Consider the following 15,529-nt stretch of genomic DNA (forward strand, 5'->3'; position numbering starts at 1 on the left):
TCAGTCGTCCCAGACGACGACGGGTCGGATCTCGATCCTGCCGAAGGCCGCCGATGGAATCTGTGCCGCCTTCGCGATGGCCGCATCGAGATTTTTGCATTCCAGCAGGTAGTAGCCGCCCAGTTGCTCCTTGGTTTCCGCAAAGGGGCCATCCGTGACGATCGTCTTGCCGTCGCGGACCTTGACGGTGGTTGCGGTCGCGACAGGCTGCAGGGCGTCGCCATGCACCAGCGATTTGTCCGCCACGCAGGCCTGCGTGAATGTCCCGTAGCCCTGCATGAAGGGGCCGAATGCGTCGGTCCCCGGCTTTGGTTCGGCGGCTTCGTTGGAATAGATCAGGCAGATGTACTGCATTGGATGTCTCCTGTTGATGGGCGCAGGCAACCATGGGCCTGCTACATACCAGACGTCCGGGGTTTCACGAAATCGACATCGCCGCGAAACTTATTTTCACCCGGACCCAAAATACCGCCAAGGCAAAGCTGGCGCTTGATTTCCCGCCCAATTCGCAATACATCGCCCGCGATGTTGAAACGGGCCGCATCGGCCCCACAGAATTTAAGGGCATTGGCACATGGCTAAGGCAAAGTTTGAACGGACCAAACCGCACGTTAACATCGGGACGATCGGTCACGTCGACCACGGCAAGACGACGCTGACGGCGGCGATCACGAAGTATTTCGGCGATTTTCAGGCCTATGACCAGATCGACGGCGCGCCCGAGGAGAAGGCCCGCGGCATCACGATCTCGACCGCGCACGTGGAATACGAGACCGACACGCGCCACTACGCGCACGTCGACTGCCCCGGCCACGCCGACTACGTCAAGAACATGATCACCGGTGCCGCCCAGATGGACGGCGCGATCCTGGTGGTGAACGCCGCCGACGGCCCGATGCCGCAGACGCGCGAGCACATCCTGCTGGGCCGCCAGGTGGGCATCCCCTACATGGTCGTCTACATGAACAAGGTCGATCAGGTCGACGACGAAGAGCTGCTGGAACTGGTGGAAATGGAAATCCGCGAGCTGCTGTCCTCCTACGAGTATCCCGGCGACGACATCCCCGTCATCCCCGGCTCGGCCCTGGCCGCGATGGAAGGCCGCGACGAGGAGATCGGCGAGAAGTCGATCCGCGCTCTGATGGAAGCCGTGGACACCTACATCCCGACGCCTGCGCGTGCGGTGGACCTGCCGTTCCTGATGCCGGTCGAGGACGTGTTCTCGATCTCCGGCCGCGGCACGGTCGTGACGGGCCGTGTGGAGCGTGGCGTAATCAACGTGGGCGACGAGATCGAGATCGTCGGCATCCGCGACACCAAGAAGACGACCTGCACGGGCGTGGAAATGTTCCGCAAGCTGCTGGACCGCGGTGAGGCCGGCGACAACATCGGCGCGCTGCTGCGCGGCGTGGACCGTGACGGGGTGGAGCGTGGCCAGGTGCTGTGCAAGCCCGGCTCGGTGAAGCCGCACACGAAGTTCGAGGCCGAGGCCTATATCCTGACCAAGGAAGAGGGTGGCCGTCACACGCCGTTCTTCGCCAACTACCGCCCGCAGTTCTACTTCCGCACGACGGACGTGACCGGCACGGTGCAGTTGCCCGAAGGCACCGAGATGGTGATGCCCGGCGACAACCTGAAGTTCAACGTCGAGCTGATCGCACCGATCGCGATGGAAGACGGCCTGCGCTTCGCGATCCGCGAAGGCGGCCGCACCGTCGGCGCCGGCGTGGTGTCGAAGATCACCGAGTAACGCCGCACACCGCAGCGCAACACCAAAGGCCGCCCCGCAACGGGCGGCTTTTTTCCGTTGGCGCGACCGGCCGTCTGCGCCGTCAGGCGTTCACCAAAAGTCCGCCCTCAATTCCCCGACGCCGATCAGCCCCGGTTTCCGAAACAGTACCCGCCCCCCGCAGCATTCCGCCCGCCAGGATAATTCACCGCGATCATGCGGCGTGGAACACCAGCGACGTGCCGTTGATGCAATGCAGGATCGGTCCGTCGACGATCAGGATATGCCCGTGATGCGACCCACACCGGCGGCAGTGGGTCTCTATCGGGGAGGCGCGATTGTATTCGATATTGGGATCGACCGCAGTGACCATCCCGGCCTCGGCCATCTCGACCGGAACGCGGTAGTCGATGGAAGTCAGCGCCGCATCGGGGATTGCGTGGTGAAAGAACACCCAGCCCTTGTCCAGCAGCGTCTTGTACTGGCTGTCATAGACAGGCAGATCGCACCCTTTGCAGGCGTAATAGCCCGGCTCGTCCAGTTCCCAATACGGGCTGGTGCGTTGTTTCTCGGTCTGGCCGTTGCGCAGGATTTCGTACTCGTACTCCGTCAGCATCGTGCGCCATTCCGCTTCCGTGCGGGTGACCTCGTACCGGAATGCGTCGTCGCTTTGGGCAGTGGCGGGTGCGACACCCGCCGCCATCAGCGCGGTGCTTGACAGGAACGCGCGGCGGTGAAGATGGGTCATGTCGTGACTCCTTATGTATGAGAGCATTGCCGCCAGCATCGCGATGAAAGCCACAAAAGGCGAGACAACAGCGCGTGAGTCACAGTGTTGTCAACGTCCGGCATGGGTTGTGATGCAATGTTGCAGAAACGCATTTTTCGGGTTTTCGAGGGGTAAGACGCGTTTCACGATGTGAAAAAGGCCGACCGCAAAGCGGCCGGCCGATCGTCGGTAAACTGAACGAGACACTCCTCCCGTTCAGGCGGCCCTCGCATTGACGCCGCCTTTCGCGATCTCGGTCATCGTGCGATCACCGTCGTAGGTCTGGTCCAGACACTGCTGAAGCTGTGCACCGTCGTCGTCCAGTTCCAGCCGGTTCGCAAAGGCGACGAGACAGCCATACCCGGCCAGCGCATAGTGCACCATGCGCTGATATTGCGTGATGATCATGGCGTCGCGCGTCGCGTCGTCACCGAAATCGGCGTCCAAAACATGCGCCTTTGCCTTGGCCACCAGACCTTCCATTCCCTTGCAATGTTCACCGTTGGGTTTGATGTCGTGGCGATTGCAGATCTCTGTCACGACCTCGATACCGTCGGCAATCCCGTTCGATCCGGCGATGAGGGCCTCCGACAGGTCCTTGTCAGAGGCCGCGCGACCCAGCGCATTGACGATTTCGAGCGCCTGGGTATTGGCGCTCCAGATATCCTGCAATTGATCGTGATAGACATCGTGCAGCGTGTTGAGAGCCATTGGTTTCTCCTTGACGTGTTTTCATTTTTTCAACTGTCTTCTCAACGCGCCCGGCCTGCGGCGCGTTCCGAAAAGACGACCGCGGCAGGGTTGCGATAGGCTGGATGCCATCGCTAGACTGCCGGTATGACGATGGAGGACGCGATGCGCATGACCGGTTGAGTGACCCGATCCGTTTCAACTGATGGAGCCCTTAATGCCACAGTCATTCGCAGACCCCACAACCCTGCATCCCGTCACCCTGCCAGACGGCAGCGCCCACACCGGCACCGTGTTCCTGCGGGCTGCCGTCGATCATCCGCGCTTTGCGGTGGGCGAATATACCTATGCCAGCGCCCACGACGTGCCCGAGGATTGGGCCGCGGTACTGGCCCCCTATCTTTATCCGTTTTCGCCCGAACACCTGCGGATCGGACGGTTCTGCCAGATCGCCGACAGGGTTCAATTCATCACGTCGTCCGCCAATCACCGGTACGATGGATTTTCCAGCTATCCATTCGGTATTTTCAGCGGCGGTCTCGCCGGGCGACCGTCGATGCTTGATCCGGGTCCCGACACCGTTGTAGGTCACGATGTTTGGATCGGGCAAGGCGCGCGCATCCTGCCGGGCGCGCGCCTCGGCAACGGCGTGATCGTCGGTGCGGCGGCCGTCGTGTCCGGTGACATACCCGACTACGCCATCGTCGCGGGCAATCCCGCGCGGGTCGTGCGCATGCGCCACGACGATGCGACGATCGCCGCGCTGAACGAGATCGCATGGTGGCACTGGTCCATCGACCGGATCGTGGCGCATGAGGCCGAAATCGTGGGCGGTGACATCGCGGCCCTGCGCGCGGTGTCAGCCGGTCCCGGCGACTAATGCATCCGCTCTCGCCGTCGCCGCGTCCAAGCCGGCCTTCATCTGCGCGCGGGCGGCGTCTGTGTCTGCGGGTGTTGGCTTGCGTGGGATGTCGACGGCGATGCGCTGAAACACGACCACCCCCTGCGTAAAGGGGCAGGGCAACATCATCCGGTCCCAGGTTTTCAGGCGGCGTGCACGGCGCGTCGCGAACGCATAGCCGTAAACCGGGCGCTGCATGAGACGCGCCCAGTCCAGTGGCGCATCCTTGACCTGATACCCCGGTCCTTTGGGGCCGTCCGCCGTGATACCGATGCTGATGCCGGCATCGGCACGCTTCTTGACCGCGCGCGAGGTGGCGATGTTCGACCGGCGCGCCGACATCTCGAACGGGTCTAGACCAAAGTGGGCCTGAAGCGCGCCGGCGATCCGTCCGACCGGGGCGGTGTCATGCAGGCATGACAGGTTGCCAGCCGTGCGGGGCCAGTGGGGCGCAATCATCATCAGCCGCCCGTGCCAAAGCACACAGAGCACAGGACCTTCCGCCAGATCGGCCTCGAGCCTGTCGCGGCCTTCGATCTGCCAGCGAATCGTGCGCAGGCAAAGCCGCAGATACCAGCCGACCACCGCCGCAATGGCGCGGGCGAGCAGGGGCGAGCGTTCGATACGGCGGCGCAGGGCCTTGATCATGGATGCCTCGGCATAGTGTCGGGTGTTGATGCGATATTTTCCAAGGGAATGACAAGGCTGGCCCTTGATCTGTCAGGCGGTTCCGGCTAATCGACACATCGGCCTTAGGGGTATAGCTCAGTTGGTAGAGCGGCGGTCTCCAAAACCGTAGGTCGAGGGTTCAAGTCCTTCTGCCCCTGCCAAGGCCACAGCCGGTCGGTCTCCGGCGATCCGTGCCGCCATTACATGGGCCTGCCGCACCTGATGTCCTCCAAAGCCTCTGAACCCAAGGTCGTGTTGCATATCGGTGCGCACAAGACCGCCACCACCCACTTGCAGCAATCCCTGCGGGACAGCGGGGATGCGTTGGTTGCGGCAGGTGTCAGGTTCTACGGGCCGGAATCGTTGCGCCGTCTGGGCCACACGCTGGCGGAGCGGTTCGGGTTTCCCTTCGATCCCAACCGTGCCCGTCCCGACACCGACCCCCTGAAAGAATTGGCGCGTCTTGCGGATGGCGCGGACCGCGTCGTGTTTTCCGAAGAAAACTTTGCCGGCAATTTCCAGCGCGGATGGGGGAAGGTGCCGCTGCCGCTTTACCCACAGGCACCGGGTCGCGTGACGAAACTGGCCCATGCTCTTGGGCGGCCCGTCGATGTCTGCCTCGGTGTGCGGCATCCGTCCAACTTTCTGGCGTCGATCTACAGCCAGATTCTGCTCAGCGGCAAGGTCGTGACACCGCAGGAGTTTCTTGAGCGCAATCTCCCCTCCGAGGTCGACTGGTCTGACTATGTCGGCGCGTTGCGTCAGGCCGACGGGGTCGGATCGCTGACGGTCTGGCGCTATGAGGATTATGCCGCGCACTTTACAGACGTCTGCGGTGCCCTCGTCGGGGAGGCGGCGGCGGTCGTCGCGCCAGTCACCGATCGTGCCATGCCGCGGTTGTCGCAGGCGGCCGTGGGCGAGGTCTTGTCGCAGGAATTGCTGAACGAAGCGGGCCGCCCGGTGCGCGACATCGCCGCAGCACTGCCCAGCACCGCCGACAATCCGCCGTTCGAACTGTTCGATCCCAATTTGCGCGAGGTGGCGGACCGCTATTACGCGGCACAGGTCGCAGCCATTGCGGAAACACCGGGCGTGACGATGATCGGAGACGTGGCAGACAGCTAACGCTTGAACTGCACCGCAAGACTGCGTATGTCGCCATCTGTCGCAAGAAGGATCGCACCGATGGCCAACCCCGTCCGCTTTATTCAGGAAACCCGCGCAGAGATTGCAAAGGTGGTTTGGCCGACGCGGCGTGAGGTCGTGATGACCACGATCATGGTCTTCATCATGGCGGCGCTGACGGCGGTGTTTTTCTCGTTGGTCGATCTTATCATCCGTGGCGGCCTGCAGGGCGTTCTCTCTTACTTCGGCAGCTAGATTCGACACTTGGATGATTTGAACCGGTCGGTTCGGAATTGATGCTGGCGGTGGCCGTTTTCTGCCACCACCCCCTTGATAACAGTGGCTTAGGGCGGTATGAGCGCCGGACTTCCGGGAATGGCGTGCGGCGAATCGTGTTGCGCGCCGTATTTTATTTTCCGGTAGGGCGGGCCAACCGCCTGATAGCAATGGAAATTCGCGGTCCGGCCCTCGGGTCGCCCGGCAGATGGCAAAGGTGCCCGATCACATGGCGAAACGTTGGTATTCGGTTAGCGTCCTCTCGAACTTCGAGAAAAAGATCGCAGAGACCATCCGTCAGAAGGTCGAGGAGCAGGGGCTGTCCGATCAGATCGACGAAGTTCTGGTGCCGACCGAGGAAGTGATCGAGATCCGCCGCAACAAGAAAGTGACGGCCGAGCGTCGCTTCATGCCCGGTTACGTGCTGGTCCACATGGAGATGTCCGACGAGGGCTATCACCTGATCAACTCGATCAACCGCGTCACCGGTTTTCTGGGCCCGCAGGGCCGTCCGATGCCGATGCGCGATGCCGAGGTTCAGGCGATCCTGGGTCGTGTCGAGGAAGGGCAGGAGGCACCGCGCACCCTGATCCACTTCGAGGTGGGCGAGAAGGTCAAGGTATCTGACGGCCCGTTCGAGGATTTCGACGGCATGGTCGAGGAAGTGGACGACGAGAACCAGCGCCTCAAGGTGACGGTCTCGATCTTTGGCCGGGCCACCCCGGTCGAACTGGAATACACGCAGGTTGTGAAGCAATAGGCGTGGTCAGACGTGGGAGCCATGACGGCAAACCACGGCAAGACGCCCGGAGACGGGCATTGTAGGGCGGACGTGGTCCGTCGCTGAAAGAAGGAGAGGCCACATGGCCAAGAAAGTCGTCGGGACGCTGAAGCTGCAGGTTCCTGCAGGTAAAGCCAACCCATCCCCACCCGTGGGTCCTGCGCTGGGTCAGCGCGGCATCAACATCATGGAATTCTGCAAGGCGTTCAACGCCAAGACGCAGGAAATGGAAGTCGGCGCACCGTGCCCGACCGTCATCACTTATTACGCGGACAAGTCGTTCTCGATGGAGATCAAGACCCCGCCCGCGTCCTACTACATCAAGAAGGCCGCCAAGCTGAAGTCCGGCTCCAAGCTGCCGGGCCGTGACACCGCAGGGTCGATCACCGGCAAGCAGGTGCGCGAAATCGCCGAAGCCAAGATGAAGGACCTCAACGCGACGTCTGTCGAAGGCGCAATGCTGATCATCGCGGGTTCGGCCCGCTCCATGGGCATCGAGGTGAAGTAATGGCAAAATATGGTAAGCGCACGACAGCAGCGCGCGAAGCATTTGCTGGCAAAGAGAACGTCACCGTCGAAGAGGCCGTGAAGCTCGTCAAGGAAAACGCCAAGGCGAAGTTCGATGAAACCATCGAGATCGCGATGCAGCTGGGTGTCGACCCGCGCCACGCCGACCAGATGGTCCGCGGCACGGTGTCCCTGCCCAACGGCACCGGCAAAACGGTCCGCGTGGCCGTGTTCGCCCGTGGCGAAAAGGCAGAGGAAGCCAAAGCCGCCGGTGCCGACATCGTCGGTGCGGAAGATCTGATGGAAACGGTGCAGGGCGGCGAGATCAACTTTGACCGTTGCATCGCGACACCCGACATGATGGGCGTCGTCGGTCGTCTGGGCAAGGTGCTTGGCCCACGCAACCTGATGCCGAACCCGCGGGTCGGCACGGTGACGATGGACGTGGCCGAAGCCGTGAAAGCGGCCAAGGGCGGTCAGGTCCAGTTCAAGGCCGAGAAAGCCGGCGTCGTGCATGCCGGCATCGGCAAGGCCTCTTTCGACGCCAAGCAGCTTGAGGAAAACCTGCTGGCATTCGTCGATGCCGTCGGCAAGGCCAAGCCGTCGGGTGCCAAGGGCACCTACATGAAGAAGATCAACGTGTCTTCGACCATGGGCCCTGGCGTGTCGCTGTCGGTCGCCTCGGCCACCGGCAACTGAGAATTCCCCGGCCCGCAAGGGCCGGCGAATGACGGGGCAGACCATCGCCCCGTTCTGTCCGAGACGGAGGGTTCAAGGCGCAAGCCGCGAATAATTCCTTCCTGAGATGGGAAACGAGAACAAGATATCCCAAGGGTTTCGACCCTCGGGCGATCGCGGCCTCGGGACCCTGAGATTGGACCCGAACGCCCCCACAAGACCGGGGGCAAACATGAGCCGGGGGGAGACCCCCAAACTTGGAGTGAAACTGTGGATAGAGCACAAAAAGAACAGCTGGTCGGGGAACTCGGCCAAGTCTTTGAAAGCTCTGGCGTCGTAGTGGTTGCCCACTACGAAGGCATGACAGTTGCCGAAATGCAGGACCTGCGCGCGCAAATGCGTGAAGCGGGCGGGTCCGTGCGCGTTGCCAAGAACAAGCTCGCCAAGATCGCCCTTGAGGGTAAGCCATGCGCAAGCATTGCCGAATACCTCGAAGGCATGACCGTCCTCGCCTATTCCGAAGACCCTGTCGCAGCAGCGAAAGTGGTCGACGGATATGCCAAGAAGAACGACAAGCTGGTCGTTCTTGGTGGCGCAATGGGTGAGAACGCACTGGACGTGGCTGGTGTGAAAGCCGTTGCCGGGATGCCATCGCGCGAGGAGCTTATCGCTTCCATCGTCGGTTGTATCGCAGCACCGGGCAGCAACATCGCCGGGGCCATTGGCGCGCCTGCTTCGAACATCGCGAGCATTCTTTCGACCATCGAAGAGAAAGCTGCATAAGGCAATCTGGATTGACCTGGGGCGTGAGCCTCACGTTGGAACACACTATTTAGAAACGGAAAAAGCAAATGGCTGATCTGAAGAAACTGGCTGAAGAGATCGTTGGTCTGACCCTTCTCGAAGCACAAGAACTGAAAACCATCCTCAAGGACGAGTATGGTATCGAGCCCGCAGCCGGCGGCGCTGTCATGATGGCAGGCCCTGGTGGCGACGCTGCTGAAGCGGCTGAAGAGAAGACCGAATTCGACGTCGTTCTCAAGAATGCTGGCGCACAGAAAATCAACGTCATCAAAGAAGTCCGCGGCATCACAGGTCTTGGCCTGAAAGAAGCCAAGGACCTCGTCGAAGCTGGCGGCAAAGTCAAAGAAGGCGCTGCGAAGGCAGAAGCCGAAGAGATCAAGGCAAAGCTGGAAGCAGCCGGCGCCGAGGTCGAACTGGCTTAAGGCAGACCGAAGCGAGCAGGAGTTCTTACGGAACTGTCGAAGTAAGAACCAAGCTCTTCAAAACGAACCCGGATTGCAGTCTTGCTATCCGGGTTTTTTATTCTGGATACTCAGATCACTGGCGATGAAACATCTGACGATAATCGACAAAGTCACAGATCACACGCTGCTGCTTAAACTGCACCTTTTCTCGCGTTTCGCCATTTCATCAACTGTAAACTAGTTGCGACTCATCATTTTGTTCATGTATTGTTCTTTTCGACGGGAGAAATACATAAGCGAAGGTCCGGTGGAAAAAATTCATTGCGTCGAAAGGCTTTATCTTGATTTTGACAGTTTCTTCGCAACTGCCGAGCAGCATTTCAACCCTGATTTGAGGGATCGGCCAGTCGGCGTCGTCCCGTTGGATTCGCCGTATACCGGATGTATCGCCGTCAGCCGTGAGGCGAAGGCGCGGGGGTTGAAGTCGAACGTTTCACTTACCGATGCACGGGCATCCGTACCCGACATGGTGTTCGTCGTTGCACGACACGATGTCTATGTTCGACTTCATTTGCGTATCATGAAGGTGATCGAAAAATGTCTGCCGATCGCCAACGTCCGTTCGATAGACGAATTGGTTTGCGAATTATTACCGAGCGAAGCGGCACGTGGAGCTGCTCTGGCGATGGAGATCAAGAAAGCGTTGAGGCAGAACTTCAGTGAAGTGCTCACTTGTTCCATAGGCCTCGCACCGACTGAACTTTTGGCCAAGATCGGAGCTGAAATGAATAAGCCGGACGGGCTTGTTCGCTTGGAAATGATGGACCTGCCAGGAAAGCTGAACCACTTGCCCCTACGGAAAATACCGGGAATTGCCGCTGGTGTCGCAGGTAGGCTCGAAGCGGCAGGTGTATTCGATGTTCCGGCATTGTGGGCTCTCGCCCCAAAGCAGGCTCGGGCCATATGGGGTAGCGTCGAGGGGGAGCGATTTTGGAGTGAGCTACATGGGTTTCCTACTACACGACCACAAACAAAGAAGCGTATGTTCGGGCATAGCCGAATACTGCCTGCAGATTGGCGAAATGTAGAAAAAGTAGGTCAGTGCGCGCGCCAATTATGCCTTGGGGCAAGTCGGCGGCTCCGACGAACCGATTTATTTGCAACCAGGTTATCGCTGGGTTTCCGGAGTGCGAAACGTGGAAACCGTTCTACTGAGCCGACCAACAATTTGCATCGACATTTCGAGATGGGATTTGGCCCGGCACGGGACGACAATACTTTCCTTCATGCCCTGTCCGAAGGGCTGGCCCTATCCAATCGGCAGCTCGCTTTCCGACCACGTTCGGTTAGCGTGACCCTGCATGGTCTGATCGAGAGAGATGCCGTCACAAATGATTTATTCGAACATCTTTCTGATCGAGACGGTGCGTCGAGCCTGGTAGAGCGACGCGAGCGATGGGACCGGATCAGCGAGATGATGGATAGGTTGCGTGCCGATCATGGGCCGGAAATAATTTCGCTGGGTCCGCGTGTCGATCTGCCTGGTGGTTATCTTGGTGCGAAGATCGCATTTGGTCGGATCCCGGAGGAAGCGGATTTCGGAAATGCGCCCGTGGCGGACGAACAGACTCATTTCTGTTCTTACTGACAGGTTGACAGTGAGCTTTGATATATAAGAGGAAATTCAACTGAGAATATACGCTTGAGCGTCGTGTCGGCAACGACATTCACGATACACGGCGCGTGTCATTCAGATCGCATCATTCACGTCAAGTATAATTTTTTGCCAAGGGTTGCACTTCATTCGAATCTCGCATAACTGACCCACTCGGTGCGTAGACAAAACATGCTCAAATTTAGATAGACACTGAAAAGCTTATCTCTCAAAGCGCCTGTTTGCGTGCGTTTTGAAAGGTAAGTCGACCGTTTCGGGAGAGATGTTTGGGACACATCTCAGGTATTGAAACGATCCTGCCCAAATTCGGACGCGTTTTGGTGCCCCGGCCAAAGCGCGTTCTGACATTATGGAGACCCGGCTGATATGGCTCAATCCTTCCTCGGTCAGAAGCGCCTGCGTAAGTACTACGGTAAAATCCGTGAAGTTCTTGAAATGCCGAACCTCATCGAGGTTCAGAAATCATCCTATGATTTGTTCCTGCGCTCCGGCGACAGCGACACGCCGCTGGACGGCGAGGGGATCAAGGGCGTGTTCCAGTCGGTGTTCCCGATCAAGGACTTCAACGAAACCGCCGTTCTCGAATTCGTCAAGTACGAGTTGGAAAAGCCCAAGTATGACGTCGAGGAATGTCAGCAGCGCGACATGACCTACAGTGCCCCGCTGAAGGTCACATTGCGCCTGATCGTGTTCGATGTGGATGAAGATACCGGCGCGAAATCCGTCAAGGACATCAAGGAACAGGACGTGTTCATGGGCGACATGCCCCTGATGACGCCGAACGGCACATTCGTGGTCAACGGGACGGAGCGTGTGATCGTATCCCAGATGCACCGCTCTCCCGGTGTGTTCTTCGACCACGACAAGGGTAAGACCCATTCGTCGGGCAAGTTGCTGTTCGCTTGCCGGATCATTCCATACCGTGGGTCGTGGCTCGATTTCGAATTCGACGCCAAGGACCTCGTGTTCTGCCGCATCGACCGTCGCCGCAAGCTGCCTGTGACCACCCTGCTTTATGCGCTGGGGCTGGACCAGGAGGCGATCATGAACGCCTACTATAATACCGTCGACTACAAGCTCGACAAGAAGGGCAAGGCCTGGACGACCAAATTCTTCCCAGAGCGCGTGCGCGGTACCCGTCCGACACATGATCTGGTCGATGCCAAGACTGGCGAGGTTTTCGCAAAGGCTGGCGAGAAAGTCACTCCACGCTCCGTCAAGAAGCTGATCGACGAGGGCAAGGTTACCGACCTGCTCGTCGCGTTCAACCAGATTGTCGGCAAGTTCGTCGCGCGTGATATCATCAACGAGGAAACCGGTGCGATCTACGTCGAGGCCGGTGACGAACTGACGCTCGAGATGGACAAGGATGGCGAGATCATCGGCGGCACCGTCATGGATCTGGTCAACGCCGGTGTGAAATCGGTTCCCGTGCTCGATATCGACAACATCAACGTCGGCGCCTACATGCGCAACACGATGGCGTCGGACAAGAACATGAACCGCGAAACCGCGCTCATGGACATCTACCGCGTCATGCGCCCGGGTGAGCCGCCGACCGTCGATGCCGCCTCTGCCCTGTTCGACACGCTGTTCTTCGACAGTGAGCGGTACGACCTGTCCGCCGTGGGCCGCGTGAAGATGAACATGCGTCTCGATCTGGATGCCGAAGACACCATGCGCACCCTGCGCAAGGAAGATATCGTCGCCTGTATCAAGGCACTGGTGGAACTGCGCGATGGCAAGGGCGATGTGGACGACATCGACCACCTCGGCAACCGCCGCGTACGCTCTGTCGGCGAGTTGATGGAGAACCAGTATCGCGTGGGTCTTCTGCGGATGGAACGTGCGATCAAGGAGCGTATGTCGTCGGTCGAGATCGACACGGTCATGCCGCAGGACCTGATCAACGCGAAGCCCGCGGCTGCCGCCGTGCGCGAATTCTTCGGGTCATCCCAGTTGTCGCAGTTCATGGACCAGACCAACCCGCTGTCGGAAGTCACGCACAAGCGTCGACTGTCGGCCCTTGGGCCTGGCGGTCTGACCCGCGAGCGTGCCGGGTTCGAGGTGCGCGACGTGCACCCGACCCACTATGGTCGCATGTGTCCGATCGAGACGCCGGAAGGGCCGAACATCGGTTTGATCAACTCGCTGGCGACCTTTGCCCGCGTGAACAAATACGGCTTTATCGAAACGCCCTATCGCAAGGTCGTGGACGGTAAGGTCACCGACGATGTGTCCTATATGTCGGCGACCGAGGAAATGCGTCACACCGTGGCGCAGGCCAACGCCAACATGAACGAAGACGGCACGTTCAACAACGAACTGGTCTCGACCCGCAAGAACGGCGACTACACGCTCAGCCCGCGCGAGAACGTGGACCTGATCGACGTGTCGCCAAAGCAGTTGGTCTCTGTCGCTGCATCGCTGATCCCGTTCCTGGAGAACGACGACGCGAACCGCGCGCTGATGGGATCGAACATGCAGCGTCAGGCCGTGCCCCTGCTTCAGGCCGAGGCGCCGCTTGTCGGCACAGGTATCGAGGAAGTCGTGGCACGGGACTCAGGCGCCGCGATCATGGCGAAGCGTGCAGGTATCATCGACCAGGTCGATGCGCAGCGTATCGTCGTGCGCGCGACATCCGATCTGGAGCTGGGTGACGCGGGCGTGGACATCTACCGCATGCGCAAGTTCCAGCGGTCCAACCAGAACACCTGCATCAACCAGCGTCCGCTGGTTAAGGTGGGCGATACGGTTCTGAAAGGCGAGGTGATCGCCGACGGTCCGTCCACGGATATCGGTGAACTGGCGCTGGGCAAGAACGTCGTCGTCGCCTTCATGCCGTGGAACGGCTACAACTACGAAGACTCGATCCTGATCTCCGAGCGGATCACCCGCGATGACGTCTTTACCTCGATCCATATCGAGGAATTCGAGGTCGCCGCCCGTGATACGAAGCTGGGGCCAGAGGAAATTACTCGCGACATTCCCAACGTCGGCGAAGAAGCCCTGCGCAACCTCGACGAGGCCGGCATCGTCTACATCGGCGCCGAGGTCGGGCCTGCGGATATCCTCGTGGGCAAGATTACACCGAAGGGCGAAAGCCCGATGACGCCGGAGGAAAAACTCCTCCGCGCCATCTTTGGCGAGAAGGCATCCGACGTGCGTGACACGTCGCTGCGTCTGCCGCCCGGTGACTTCGGCACGATCGTCGAGGTGCGTGTGTTCAACCGCCACGGTGTCGAGAAAGACGAGCGTGCGTTGCAGATCGAGCGGGAAGAGGTCGAACGCCTTGCCCGTGACCGCGACGACGAGATGGCGATCCTGGATCGCAACATCTACGCCCGTCTGCACGATATGATCATCGGCAAGGTTGCCGTGAAAGGCCCCAAAGGCTTCAAGGCGAATTCCGAAGTGACCGAAGAGGCGCTGTCGGAACTGTCCCGCGGGCAGTGGTGGCAACTGGCGCTGAAAGACGAGGCCGACGCACAGGTGGTCGAGGCCCTGAACGAGCAGTACGAGGCGCAAAAGCGCCAGATGGATGCCCGTTTCGAAGACAAGGTCGAGAAGGTGCGCCGCGGAGACGATCTGCCACCGGGTGTGATGAAGATGGTCAAGGTGTTCGTCGCGGTGAAGCGCAAGCTGCAGCCGGGCGACAAGATGGCCGGTCGCCACGGCAACAAAGGTGTGATTTCCAAGGTTGTGCCGATGGAGGACATGCCGTTCCTCGCCGATGGCACTCCGGTCGATTTCTGTCTGAACCCGCTGGGCGTGCCGTCGCGCATGAACGTCGGTCAGATCCTCGAAACGCACATGGGCTGGGCCGCACGCGGCATGGGCATCCAAGTGGACGAGGCGCTGGAGGAATACCGCCGTTCTGGCGATATGACACCCGTGCAGGACGCGATGAAGATCGTCTATGGCGATGACGTCTATGCCGAAGGTCTGGCCGATATGGACGAGGCGCATCTGATCGAGGCGGCGGGCAACGTCACACGCGGTGTGCCGATCGCGACGCCCGTTTTCGACGGCGCGAAAGAGGCCGACGTGAACGACGCGCTGACCCGCGCCGGTTTCGACACCTCGGGCCAGTCGGTGTTGTTTGACGGCCGCACGGGCGAGCAGTTCTCGCGCAAGGTCACGGTGGGTGTGAAATACCTGCTGAAACTGCACCACCTTGTCGACGACAAGATCCACGCCCGTTCGACAGGGCCATACTCCCTCGTCACGCAACAGCCGCTGGGTGGCAAAGCCCAGTTCGGTGGTCAGCGTTTCGGCGAGATGGAGGTCTGGGCGCTGGAAGCATATGGCGCGGCCTACACGCTGCAGGAAATGCTGACGGTGAAGTCGGATGACGTCGCGGGCCGGACCAAGGTCTATGAAAGCATCGTCAAGGGCGAGGACAACTTCGAGGCCGGCGTGCCGGAGAGCTTCAACGTGCTCGTGAAGGAAGTCCGCGGCCTTGGCCTGAACATGGAACTCCTGGATGCGGAGGTCGAGGAATAGAATTTTCGCGAAAAT

The 15,529-nt window shown here is 60.1% G+C and carries 15 protein-coding genes and 1 tRNA gene; 12 read left to right on the top strand and 4 right to left on the bottom strand.

From position 1 onward, the window contains the following. A complete protein-coding gene (locus tag AC04PH_RS03850; RefSeq protein ID WP_483064423.1) occupies positions 1 to 354 on the bottom strand; it encodes a YciI family protein in 354 nt (117 codons plus the stop codon). A gap of 220 nt (positions 355 to 574) precedes the next feature. On the opposite strand from AC04PH_RS03850, the gene tuf reads away from it, so the two are divergent. Further along, positions 575 to 1,750, top strand: coding sequence for an elongation factor Tu (gene tuf / locus AC04PH_RS03855; protein WP_483064424.1), 1,176 nt, complete (start codon positions 575 to 577; stop codon positions 1,748 to 1,750). A gap of 193 nt (positions 1,751 to 1,943) precedes the next feature. Here tuf and AC04PH_RS03860 read toward each other — a convergent pair whose 3' ends face one another. Both AC04PH_RS03860 and AC04PH_RS03865 read right to left on the bottom strand, forming a co-directional pair. Then, entirely contained in the window at positions 1,944 to 2,477 is a 534-nt protein-coding gene (locus AC04PH_RS03860; protein WP_483064425.1) for a peptide-methionine (R)-S-oxide reductase, read from the bottom strand. A gap of 237 nt (positions 2,478 to 2,714) precedes the next feature. Then, the gene (locus AC04PH_RS03865) at positions 2,715 to 3,209 is read right to left on the bottom strand and encodes a ferritin-like domain-containing protein (protein WP_483064426.1); all 495 of its coding nucleotides are present in this window, start codon (positions 3,207 to 3,209) and stop codon (positions 2,715 to 2,717) included. Positions 3,210 to 3,405: 196 nt separating this feature from the next. Between AC04PH_RS03865 and AC04PH_RS03870 the strand changes: the two genes are divergently transcribed. Continuing rightward, entirely contained in the window at positions 3,406 to 4,068 is a 663-nt protein-coding gene (locus tag AC04PH_RS03870; protein ID WP_483064427.1) for a CatB-related O-acetyltransferase, read from the top strand. Here AC04PH_RS03870 and AC04PH_RS03875 read toward each other — a convergent pair. Then, complete coding sequence (locus AC04PH_RS03875) at positions 4,048 to 4,737, bottom strand: lysophospholipid acyltransferase family protein (RefSeq protein WP_483064428.1); 690 nt, start codon at positions 4,735 to 4,737, stop codon at positions 4,048 to 4,050. The two genes, AC04PH_RS03870 and AC04PH_RS03875, sit on opposite strands and share 21 nt — an antisense overlap. A gap of 106 nt (positions 4,738 to 4,843) precedes the next feature. On the opposite strand from AC04PH_RS03875, the gene AC04PH_RS03880 reads away from it, so the two are divergent. The 10 genes from AC04PH_RS03880 (at position 4,844) to rpoB (ending at position 15,514) form a co-directional block, all read left to right on the top strand. Next, positions 4,844 to 4,919, top strand: a tRNA-Trp gene (locus tag AC04PH_RS03880). A gap of 61 nt (positions 4,920 to 4,980) precedes the next feature. After that, positions 4,981 to 5,883 (top strand): hypothetical protein, encoded by a 903-nt coding sequence (locus AC04PH_RS03885; protein WP_483064429.1) that lies wholly within the window; start codon positions 4,981 to 4,983, stop codon positions 5,881 to 5,883. Positions 5,884 to 5,943: 60 nt separating this feature from the next. Continuing rightward, positions 5,944 to 6,138 (top strand): preprotein translocase subunit SecE, encoded by a 195-nt coding sequence (secE, locus tag AC04PH_RS03890; protein ID WP_483064430.1) that lies wholly within the window; start codon positions 5,944 to 5,946, stop codon positions 6,136 to 6,138. A gap of 250 nt (positions 6,139 to 6,388) precedes the next feature. Beyond that, entirely contained in the window at positions 6,389 to 6,919 is a 531-nt protein-coding gene (gene nusG / locus AC04PH_RS03895) for a transcription termination/antitermination protein NusG (RefSeq protein ID WP_483064431.1), read from the top strand. Positions 6,920 to 7,022: 103 nt separating this feature from the next. After that, positions 7,023 to 7,448 carry a 50S ribosomal protein L11 gene (gene rplK, locus AC04PH_RS03900; protein WP_483064432.1) on the top strand — a complete coding sequence of 142 codons (426 nt, stop codon included), beginning with the start codon at positions 7,023 to 7,025 and terminating at the stop codon, positions 7,446 to 7,448. Then, a complete protein-coding gene (rplA, locus tag AC04PH_RS03905; RefSeq protein WP_483064433.1) occupies positions 7,448 to 8,146 on the top strand; it encodes a 50S ribosomal protein L1 in 699 nt (232 codons plus the stop codon). The genes rplK and rplA overlap by 1 nt, the downstream gene beginning before the upstream one ends. 249 nt (positions 8,147 to 8,395) lie before the next feature. Beyond that, on the top strand, positions 8,396 to 8,908 hold the full coding sequence (rplJ, locus tag AC04PH_RS03910) for a 50S ribosomal protein L10 (RefSeq protein WP_483064434.1): 513 nt from the start codon (positions 8,396 to 8,398) through the stop codon (positions 8,906 to 8,908). A 68-nt stretch (positions 8,909 to 8,976) separates the two neighbouring features. After that, entirely contained in the window at positions 8,977 to 9,351 is a 375-nt protein-coding gene (rplL, locus tag AC04PH_RS03915) for a 50S ribosomal protein L7/L12 (protein ID WP_483064435.1), read from the top strand. A 223-nt stretch (positions 9,352 to 9,574) separates the two neighbouring features. Further along, complete coding sequence (locus tag AC04PH_RS03920; RefSeq protein ID WP_483064436.1) at positions 9,575 to 10,981, top strand: Y-family DNA polymerase; 1,407 nt, start codon at positions 9,575 to 9,577, stop codon at positions 10,979 to 10,981. 393 nt (positions 10,982 to 11,374) lie between these two features. Continuing rightward, entirely contained in the window at positions 11,375 to 15,514 is a 4,140-nt protein-coding gene (rpoB, locus tag AC04PH_RS03925; RefSeq protein WP_483064437.1) for a DNA-directed RNA polymerase subunit beta, read from the top strand. The last annotated feature ends 15 nt before the right edge of the window (positions 15,515 to 15,529 follow it).

Source organism: Yoonia sp. KMU-150 (genome assembly GCF_056858355.1).